Genomic DNA, 7,295 nt, shown 5'->3' with positions numbered 1-7,295 from the left:
TCAAGGGTCTTGAGAAAGGAGTTTGCCGCCTCTTCTGTCATCATCTCGGCCCAGTCTATTATGGTAATCCTGTATTTTCCTGAGACAGGCTTGTAATTAAGGTTTCTGTTCAGTTCCCTTATCTGCTCTATCTTTATGTTCTGCCCATCAGGGGCAATAGTGATAATATCAGGAAAATTGCCACTTGATAGCTGCCTGCATGTAATGCATCTGCCGCAGCCATCACCAGTAGTATCTGAGGTGCAGTTCACTGCCCTTGCAAGGGCAAGGGCAGTCGTGCTTTTACCAACCCCGTTTATCCCGGTAAAGAGATATGCGTGGGGTATCCTGTCACCAACTATGACCCTTTTTAAAAAATCAATTGCCTTTTTCTGGCCGATTATCTCTGAGAATACCTTCACTTTTTTACCTTATTGCCTCTATACAGGGGGTAATAAGATTATGTATATCGTGGCTTATCATTTCAACAGGTCTTGAGGCATCAATAACCCTGAAGCGCTCTTTGAATCTATCGGCAAGGGCAAGATAGCCATTTCTCACCCGCCTGTGAAATTCCAGTTTTTCCTTTTCAAACCGCCCCTGAGCCTCAAGATTCAGCTCCTTATTGCGCGCAAGCGCCCGTTTAAGGCCGACTTCTTCAGGACAATCCAGAAGTATTGTCAGGTCAGGGCAAAGCCCGCATGCAGCCTTATTGTTTAAAAGCCCGATAAGCTCCATATCCATCCCCCTGCCATAACCCTGATATACAACAGTCGCATCAAAAAACCTGTCACAGATGACCCATTTGCCACTATCAAGTGCAGGGATCAATTTTTCATTCGCATGCTGTGCCCTGTCTGCCGCATAAAGTATCAGTTCCGCAAGGGGAGAAAGATGGGTGTTCTTTGAATCAAGCAGTATCTTTCTTATGCCCTTACCTATCTCTGTTCCACCCGGTTCAAATGTCTTAATAAAGCTTATATCCCTCTTCTCAAGATATTTTACAAGAAGATCAACCTGGGTCGTCTTACCGCATCCCTCAATGCCTTCAAAGGTGATAAACATTTTGGCTCCCTTTCTCTGAATTTTTTAAGACCCGGCAAAGGAGTATATAGAAAACAGAAACCATAATCAAGGATGGTGTATTCATAAAATACCAATTCATTGACACATTCCCTTCTATTCCTTATACTCTTTCATGTTGCTACCATTTTTTTGTATCATACGATAAAGGATTATTAATAGGAAATAGTCAAAAAAGAGGCATTTGCCGGGTTGTTTACTGTTATGTGCAGATATTAGCGGGTAAAAACATGGACTCTATAAACTCTAAAGGCCTGCCTGCCAGGATGATACCCATCGCGATACCAGTTATCGTAATAATGGCTTTTATACTTTTTACACCTGCAACATCAAGCGGAGAGACCCCCTTTTTCTCTATTGCCCTGTCAAGATTCAGCAGTGAAGAGGCCGCAAAAAAAGAGGAAGCAAAGCTCAAAAATTCCGGGAACAATGCCTTTTACAGGAAAGAAAAGAATCCTGAGAGCGGTAAAATTGAATACCATGTATACATAGAAAGATACAGTTCAATTGAGGAGGCCATTAAGGAGGCCAAGGTATTAAAGGATCTTGAACTTATATCTGATTACCTTGTAAAAGAGTTGGCTGATAAGCCGATAGAAGAAGAGCCTGCCCCTGAAACCAGGCCGGAACCGACTGGAGAGATTCAACCGATAAATGATGTGAAACAGGCTTCAGAGGAAAAGCCAGAGCTCGTTGAAAACAAGGCTCCTGAACCGGAATCAAAGATTGTTAAAGTGCAGGATACTTTAAAGGCACCTGATATAAGCGAGCCTCTTGCGACTGATACCCATGCTGATCAGCCAAAGGGGGCTACTTTACAGGTTGGCGCATATAAAGAGGAGGCAAATGCTGCTATCCTTGAAAAAGAGCTTATTACCCTGGGGAGGAGAGCATTTTATCGTCATGAGATATCAGAGGGTATTGGAGATATATACCGAATCTATATAACCGGATACAAAACACTGGGGGAAGCGGTAAAGGATGCAAAAACACTTGTTGAATCGGGTGTGATAACAGGTTATGCACGGGCCCAAAACAAATTTTCTGTGGTTGATATTTCTCCTGAAAAGGTTGATGCTGTTCAAAATGAAACAGGCAGCAGCATCTATTTTATACATACAGGCAGCTTCAAGGAAGAGGTGAATGCCCAGCGGGTGGTTGCAAGCCTTAAGGGATCGGGTTACAAGGCATTCTATGTCCCTGAAACGGAACCTTCTGTTACATGGTTCAGGGTTTATATAGGTGATTTCAGGAGCGAGGCCCAGGCAAGAGAAAAGGGTATGGAACTTCTGGAGAAGCGGATCATAACCTATTTCAAACCCGTTGCAATTATGCCTCAGGAAAAAGGTAACTGATTGAATATCCAGAGCAAAAAATAAATAGCAATATTAATTTATTTGTGATACTCGATTATCTTTTTCTGAGAGGAAGGTTAACATGGAGAGCAGGGATATCGGTATCGGGATAGTTATGATAATCCCATCTTTTGTAGGGAGCGGTGCGGTCTGGCACCTGACTAAAAGCTGGCTGCTTGTTTCCATATGGGTAATCGCCATGGTCTTTGTGTATGGCTTAATACTTAAGAAAAAATACAGCTCGGATAAACTGTAGAGAAAGAGAGGAACCATGTCTGATAAACCGGGCAAGATAGAGCATTATGAGAAACAGTTTGGCATAATAGCCATAGAAAAGGGGTTTATAACTGCCGAAAATCTCATTGAAACCCTGAAAATTCAGGTGGAAGAAGAGATTCAATACAAGACTCATCGTCTTATAGGTGAGATACTGCTTGATAAAGGATATATTAACCCCGCACAGATACAGGAAATACTTGACGGTATCTTTTCACGCTGATCCAAACGATGTATCCAAAAAAAAAGAAAGCCCCCATGCTAAGAGGGTTGAGGAGAGCTGGGGGCTTAAGTTGAACCATTAGAGGTTCAGGATATTTATCGGTAAACAGGTAACTTTACTTTAGTACAAACTTCACATGGCCCTCTTTTTAAAAGTTTTATGAGCCTTCTAAACATAATCAACATTAATCTGACCCTCTCAAAAAAAGAGATACTAAAGGAATTAAGTTTCCAGGTTGAAAAGGGTGACCGTATCGGGCTTATTGGCCCTAATGGATCGGGCAAGACCTCACTGCTCAGAGTTATATCAGGAGAGATGCACCCTGACAGCGGTGAAGTTGTGCTCACAGGCGGTTCAAGGTTCGGGTATCTGTCACAGGATGTGGATGAAAGGCTTTCAGGCCCCTTGCTGCAATCTATAGTAGACTCTATCCCCGGAAGAAAAACCATAAGGGAAGAGATCAGAAGTATAGAATGCCTTATAAACAGTAATCAGGGCAACCCCGATCATGTGAAACTTGCGAGCCGTTTAACTGAACTGCACAATGAGATGACCCTGATTGAATCCATGTACCCATCTCACAGGGCGGAAAAGATACTTGCAGGGTTAGGCTTTACAGAACAGGGTTTTAACGAGCCTGTTGCACATCTGAGCGGCGGATGGCGTATGAGGGCATCCCTAGCAAGCCTCCTTTTTCAGGCCCCTGATCTGCTCCTACTTGATGAGCCCACAAACCACCTTGACCTGCCTTCGGTGATGTGGCTTGAGCAGTTTCTACGTGAATTTAAAGGGGCAATAATCCTTGTATGTCATGACAGGGAATTCTTAAATAGACAGATAGACCGCATTATAAGTTTTGAACCGGAAGGCATAAGGAGTTACAGGGGAAACTATGAACAGTACCTTGTATTAAGGGAGGATGAAAACAGCCGGCTTGAAGCAATGGCAAGGAACCAGGAGCAGAAGGTTAAGGATGCCAAAAAATTCATAGAGAGGTTCAAGACAAAGGCCACCAAGGCTCGGCAGGCCCAGAGCAAGATCAAACTCCTTAAAAAAATTGAGATAGTGAGCACCCACAAGGGCCAGAGGACGATCAGGTTTACATTTCCAGAGGTGGCCCAGAGCGGGAGGCAGGTGCTTACAATAAGGAGCATCTCAAAGGCATTCGGTGAAAAGAGGCTTTATAAGGATATAGACCTTAACGTGTTCAAGGGTGAAAGGATAGGGCTCATAGGCCCTAACGGCTATGGCAAGACAACACTCCTCCGCATGATAGCAAATGAAATACCCGCTGACACAGGCACCATAGTACAGGGACACAATGTTGAGATGAGCTATTATGCCCAGCACCACTCTGAGATGCTTGACCAGAGAAAGACTATCCTTGAAGAGGTGTATCAGGTGGTGCCGCACGAGAGCACAAGCTTTGTGAGGGGGGTATGCGGGGCCTTTCTCTTTTCAGGTGAGGATGTGGATAAGCCGGTCAAGGTGCTTTCAGGTGGTGAAAAGGCGCGTGTGGCACTAGCAAAGATACTTATAAAGCCCGGTAACCTGCTTGTTATGGATGAACCCACAAATCACCTTGACCTTGTCTCTTCCGAGATACTTATAGATGCCCTTGATAAATACAGCGGCACACTCCTCTTTGTATCCCACAATCAGTCATTTATTAACAGGCTTGCCACAAAGATATGGGATATCAGGGACGGTCAGATTATAGAATACCACGGCACCCTGAAGGAATATTTTCTGCACCTTAAGGAGATGGAAGAGGGTGCTTCACCCCTTGCTGTTAGCCCTGATGGCAGGGAGAAGGAGCCAGGCACTGCGCCGGTTATTCAGGAGCAGAGGTTATCGGAAAACAAAAAGGAGATTAGAAAGAAAAAGGCGGAAAGACGCAAGGAGATTAACGCCGCCCTTAAGCCCATTGAAGAAAAGTGCGCAAAACTTGAGGAAAAGATCTCAGCCCTTGAAGCAAGGGAAAAGGAGATATCAGGCATGCTTACAGATCCTGAACTCTTCAAGGATAGCAGCAAGAGTGTACCTCTTTTGAATGAATTTAAAAAGTTGAAACAGACCCTTGAAGAATCCATTTCAGAATGGGAAAAGGCCCAGACCCGGATGGAAGAGCTAAAGGAAGAGCTGGGGGTAGATGAAGAGTGATCAATTTCAAAATTCATGTTTTTATTTCCATTGGTTAAACCTGCCTCGGATCGATGTTTTACCCAGCTCTCTTAAATAATTGACACTAAAAAATATTAAAACTACAATGACCAGAATTCTGGCTCATTTTTTTAAGGATACAAAATGGAAACATTATCTCTTTCTGAAGCGAAAACAAAGCTGAGCAGCCTTGTTGACAGGGTCAACAATCTGGACGAAGAAATAATTATAACCAAAAATGGAAGGCCTGCAGCAGTGCTGGTAAGTCCTGATGAATTCGAAGGATGGAAAGAGACCATATCAATTCAATCCAATCCTGATTTTATTAAGGAAATAAAAAAGGGCGTAAAAGCACTGAAAAAAAAATTGCAAAACTCTATTCATTAGAGGAATTATTCAATGAATAGAGGTATTGTCAATATATAAACTGAGGATACCTGATTATCTGGTGAAGGACTTACGTTCTTTGCACCCGGATATTAAAAAGAAAATAAAAAGCGCACTCAAAATGATCTCAGAAGACCCTTGCGTAGGAAAGGCCTTAAAGGATGAACTTGAAGGATTAAAAAGTTATCGGGTGAAGAGATTCAGGATTATTTATCAGATAGAAAAAGATAAAGAGATAAATATAGTAGCCGTCGGTCCCAGGGCAAATATTTATGAGGAGACCTACGGGTTGTTAAAAATAAAACAAAAAAAAGACAAGGATGTCTGGTGGCGTACCATATTTCAACTTGAGCTAATAAAAGAAAATGCTGTAAGTCCAATCAATATTATTGTATAAGTAAACCTGTTTCCCAAGAAGTCTTATTTTAAACAACAGTTCAATTTTATTATTTTGTGTTTGATAAACCCTGCAATGAAAGGAGACTATTATGAAAGTCTTATGCAAATGTATTGTTTTATCCATGTTGACAGTAACTTTATTAGCTTTTAACAATATAATGGCTGACGAGGTATACCTGAATAATGGTGACCGGATTACAGGAGAGATCTTGAATATGAATGGAGGCAAGCTTGTTATCAAAACCTCATATGCAGATGAAATAGGCATCAAATGGACTGAGATCGCCAATCTGAAAACAGATAAAGAGATAACCATTCTTTTAAGTGACGATACCCTTATTCACGGAAATCCTCAGGGCATTGAACAGGGTAAAATAAAGTTTAATACAAGCAAGATTTCTGAGCCTGTATCTGTTTCAATGGGCGATATTGTCTCTGTAAACCCACCCAAGGAGCCTCCTCTCAAGATAAAGGCCAGGGCAAACCTTGGCATGACATTTACGAGCGGAAACACCGAAAAAGATACAACGCACTTTGATGGAGAATTTTCTGCAAGAACAGAAAAAAACAGATACACAGCTGGAGGTCAGCTTAACAGAAGCGAAGACAATGGCATAAAGACAGAGAGCAATTCACTTGGCTATCTAAAATATGATCATTTCCTGTCAGAAAAATGGTTTGCATATGCTAATTCACTTTTTGAAAAGGATAAATTCAAGGACCTGAGCCTCAGATCTGCACTTGGTGTAGGTGTTGGTCATCAGTTTTTTGAAACACCGGAAACAAATCTCTCCATTGAATCAGGTTTAAATTATGTGAGTGATGATTATATTGTTGCCCCGGATAAATCATACTCTTCAGGCAGATGGGCAGTCAATTATGACAGGTTTTTTTACAACAAGGCATTCCAGTTTTTCCATTTCCATGAAGGTTTTGTAAGCCTTGAAGATACTGACGATATGTTTATTAAAAGCAGGACAGGTATCCGTGTTCCATTATATGAGCGTTTCAATCTTACCCTGCAATACAATATTGATTGGGAAAAAAGCCCGTCACCAGGAAGAGAAAAAACCGATAAGGCCCTGATGTTTACACTGGGGTATCAGTTTGGAAATTAAAAAATAGGCAGCAGTTATTGTGTTTGGTTGTGCCTCGTTCCTAAAGTGACCTTAGGAACGAGGCAAGAAAAGAACCTGCAACTCAAAAGGGAATCAGAAAGAGGGGCAGCACATGCGTATTTTTCAGGTTGTTTTTATTGTATTACTCCTACTCATAATGTCAGCATTTGTTCTGGCAGTAGAAAATCTCGGCACATATGAGGATCGTGTCGCTGTCGAGGATGCGATGGATTCTCTTGATGCTGATGGTTATGTTGCTGTTTTTGCGGAAGATACAGTTATTGATCGGAGACTATAAGACGAGAGAAAAAT

General features: G+C 42.0%; 9 protein-coding genes and 1 pseudogene. 8 read left to right on the top strand and 2 right to left on the bottom strand.

The genetic code is table 11. The features are described from left to right. Both GX654_10280 and GX654_10275 read right to left on the bottom strand, forming a co-directional pair. The coding region (locus GX654_10280; GenBank protein NLD37243.1) for a DNA polymerase III subunit delta' at positions 1–401 on the bottom strand (401 nt) is incomplete at its 3' end. Positions 402–405: 4 nt separating this feature from the next. Next, entirely contained in the window at positions 406–1,044 is a 639-nt protein-coding gene (locus GX654_10275) for a dTMP kinase (protein ID NLD37242.1), read from the bottom strand. A 248-nt stretch (positions 1,045–1,292) separates the two neighbouring features. Between GX654_10275 and GX654_10270 the strand changes: the two genes are divergently transcribed. From GX654_10270 to GX654_10235, 8 genes and pseudogenes are all read left to right on the top strand, one after another. Continuing rightward, positions 1,293–2,417, top strand: a complete 1,125-nt coding sequence (locus GX654_10270; protein NLD37241.1) for a hypothetical protein — start codon at positions 1,293–1,295, stop codon at positions 2,415–2,417. A gap of 82 nt (positions 2,418–2,499) precedes the next feature. After that, on the top strand, positions 2,500–2,673 hold the full coding sequence (locus tag GX654_10265; protein ID NLD37240.1) for a hypothetical protein: 174 nt from the start codon (positions 2,500–2,502) through the stop codon (positions 2,671–2,673). Between the two features lie 15 nt (positions 2,674–2,688). After that, positions 2,689–2,916 carry a hypothetical protein gene (locus tag GX654_10260; protein ID NLD37239.1) on the top strand — a complete coding sequence of 76 codons (228 nt, stop codon included), beginning with the start codon at positions 2,689–2,691 and terminating at the stop codon, positions 2,914–2,916. Positions 2,917–3,075: 159 nt separating this feature from the next. Then, positions 3,076–5,079, top strand: coding sequence for an ATP-binding cassette domain-containing protein (locus GX654_10255; GenBank protein ID NLD37238.1), 2,004 nt, complete (start codon positions 3,076–3,078; stop codon positions 5,077–5,079). A gap of 144 nt (positions 5,080–5,223) precedes the next feature. Then, positions 5,224–5,486 (top strand): annotated as a pseudogene (locus GX654_10250) (type II toxin-antitoxin system Phd/YefM family antitoxin). 41 nt (positions 5,487–5,527) lie between these two features. Further along, a complete protein-coding gene (locus GX654_10245) occupies positions 5,528–5,863 on the top strand; it encodes a type II toxin-antitoxin system RelE/ParE family toxin (GenBank protein ID NLD37237.1) in 336 nt (111 codons plus the stop codon). A gap of 91 nt (positions 5,864–5,954) precedes the next feature. Further along, on the top strand, positions 5,955–6,983 hold the full coding sequence (locus GX654_10240; protein NLD37236.1) for a DUF481 domain-containing protein: 1,029 nt from the start codon (positions 5,955–5,957) through the stop codon (positions 6,981–6,983). Positions 6,984–7,095: 112 nt separating this feature from the next. Then, positions 7,096–7,281 (top strand): hypothetical protein, encoded by a 186-nt coding sequence (locus GX654_10235; GenBank protein ID NLD37235.1) that lies wholly within the window; start codon positions 7,096–7,098, stop codon positions 7,279–7,281. Positions 7,282–7,295 lie beyond the last annotated feature (14 nt).

The sequence above is a fragment of the Desulfatiglans sp. genome, assembly GCA_012513605.1.
Classification (GTDB): Bacteria; Desulfobacterota; DSM-4660; order Desulfatiglandales; family HGW-15; genus JAAZBV01.
The sequence above is the reverse complement of the archived record's forward strand: the minus strand, read 5'-3'. Positions and strand labels throughout refer to the sequence as shown.

Coding starts and splice junctions, on each gene's coding strand:
- GX654_10275 (NLD37242.1), bottom strand. CDS start 1,044: ATGTTTATCACCTTTGAAGGCATTGAGGGATGCGGTAAGACGACCCAG.
- GX654_10270 (NLD37241.1), top strand. CDS start 1,293: ATGGACTCTATAAACTCTAAAGGCCTGCCTGCCAGGATGATACCCATC.
- GX654_10265 (NLD37240.1), top strand. CDS start 2,500: ATGGAGAGCAGGGATATCGGTATCGGGATAGTTATGATAATCCCATCT.
- GX654_10260 (NLD37239.1), top strand. CDS start 2,689: ATGTCTGATAAACCGGGCAAGATAGAGCATTATGAGAAACAGTTTGGC.
- GX654_10255 (NLD37238.1), top strand. CDS start 3,076: ATGAGCCTTCTAAACATAATCAACATTAATCTGACCCTCTCAAAAAAA.
- GX654_10240 (NLD37236.1), top strand. CDS start 5,955: ATGAAAGTCTTATGCAAATGTATTGTTTTATCCATGTTGACAGTAACT.
- GX654_10235 (NLD37235.1), top strand. CDS start 7,096: ATGCGTATTTTTCAGGTTGTTTTTATTGTATTACTCCTACTCATAATG.